The sequence below is a fragment of the Variovorax sp. 20P10.2.4 genome, from assembly GCF_058244205.1.
The window spans coordinates 1-1,542 of sequence record NZ_JBZAYE010001072.1; the positions used below are offsets into that span (position 1 = coordinate 1).

The 1,542-nt window shown below is 73.5% G+C and carries 2 protein-coding genes; one reads left to right on the forward strand and one right to left on the reverse strand.

The genetic code is table 11. From position 1 onward, the window contains the following. Nucleotides 1-858: DUF4132 domain-containing protein (locus tag AC27VN_RS41160; protein WP_490880469.1), on the forward strand; the 858-nt coding region annotated here is incomplete at its 5' end. 10 nt (nucleotides 859-868) lie between these two features. Here AC27VN_RS41160 and AC27VN_RS41165 read toward each other — a convergent pair. Further along, on the reverse strand, nucleotides 869-1,542 hold a 674-nt coding region (locus tag AC27VN_RS41165; protein WP_490880470.1), incomplete at its 5' end, for an alpha/beta hydrolase.

Below are 1,542 nucleotides of genomic sequence, written 5' to 3' on the forward strand. Positions count from 1 at the left end.
ATGGACGACCGCCTGCAGCCGCTGCTGCGCGACGACGCGGGCAAGCCGCTGAAGGCGCTGCCCAAGCCCAATGCCGCCGACGATGCGGCGCTGGCCGCCGCCGCGACCGAGCAGCTCAAGGAACTGCGCAAGCTGGCGAAGACCGTCGCGGCCACGCAGTTGCGCCGGCTCGAGGCCGCGATGTGCGAGCAGCGGCGCTGGACGCACGGCGAGTTCATGGCCTTCCTGGTGCGACATCCGGTGATGCGCGTGTTCGTCCGGCAGCTGGTGTGGGGGCTGTTCGACGAGAGCGGTGAACTCGCAGCGAGCTTCCGCGTGAGCGCCGAGGGCGAGCTGGTCGATCCGCACGACGATCCCTTCGCGCTGCCCGACGACGAGGGCGCGCGCATCGGCATCGCGCACCCGCTCGAGTTCGCGGCGCGCGACCCCGCGCTGGCGACCGCCTGGGCCTCGGTGCTGGCCGACTACGAGATCGTGCAGCCCTTCGAGCAGCTCGCGCGGGCGCACTTCATGCTCGATCCGGCGCTGCGCGCACAACGCGCGCTGCCGCAGTGGACCGGCCGCACGGTGACGAATGCCGGCCTGCTCGGCCTGGAAGCGCGCGGCTGGCAACGCGAAGTCGGCGACGGCGGAATGGTCCATCGCTTCGGCAAGCCGGTGGGCGAAGGCCTGGCGGTCTGGCTGCAGGTCGAGGAGGGCTGGTACGTGCAGGGCGCGGCCGATCCGAAGGCGCAGCAGACGGTGGCGGGCGTCGCGCTCGAGGGCACCGAGGGCCGCTGCCTCGGCGACGTGGCGCCGATCGCGTGGAGCGAGGTCGAGCGCGACCTGCAGCGCGCGGTGTGGGCGCCGGCGCCCTGAGCGCCCGCGCTCAGGCCGCGGCGGGAAAGCGCCGCTCCAGCCAGCGCTCGAGCGCATCGAACACCGGCTGCGCCTCGAGTTCGTTGAAGAGCTCGTGATAGAGCGTCTCGAAGCCATGCGCCTCGACCTGCCCGCTGGCCGCGGCGGCCTGCGCGAAGGCCCGGCTGGCGGCCGGCTTCACGAGCCGGTCGTCGCCCGCGTACAGCAGCAGCGTGGGCACCGGCCATCGCGGCGCCGCGCGCAGCACGGTCTCGCCTTCGTAGGCCAGGAAGCGCGCGAGCCGGCTGCCGATGCGGTCGTGGGTCAGCGGATCGTCGCGGTAGGCCTGGACCACGGCGCGGTCGTGCGAGAGGAAGTTGTCGTCGAGCCCGTTGCCCACGCGCAGGTTGGGGGCGATGCGCGGCAGCACCGCGAGCAGCAGCTTCTGGAAGCCGTTCAAGCCCGGGTCGAACCCCGGCGACGAAAGCACCAGCCCATCGACCGGCCGCACGCCGCGCGCCACCAGGCTCGCCGCGACCAGCCCGCCCAGGCTGTGGCCCAGCAGCACCAGCGGCAGGCCCGGGTTGGCGGCGCGCGCATCGTCGATCACGAGCGCGAGGTCGTCGACCAGCCGCAGCTCGCTCGGCAAGCCGCCGCGTGCGCCGCTCGAGGCGCCATGGCCATGGTGGTCATGGGCCCAGACGG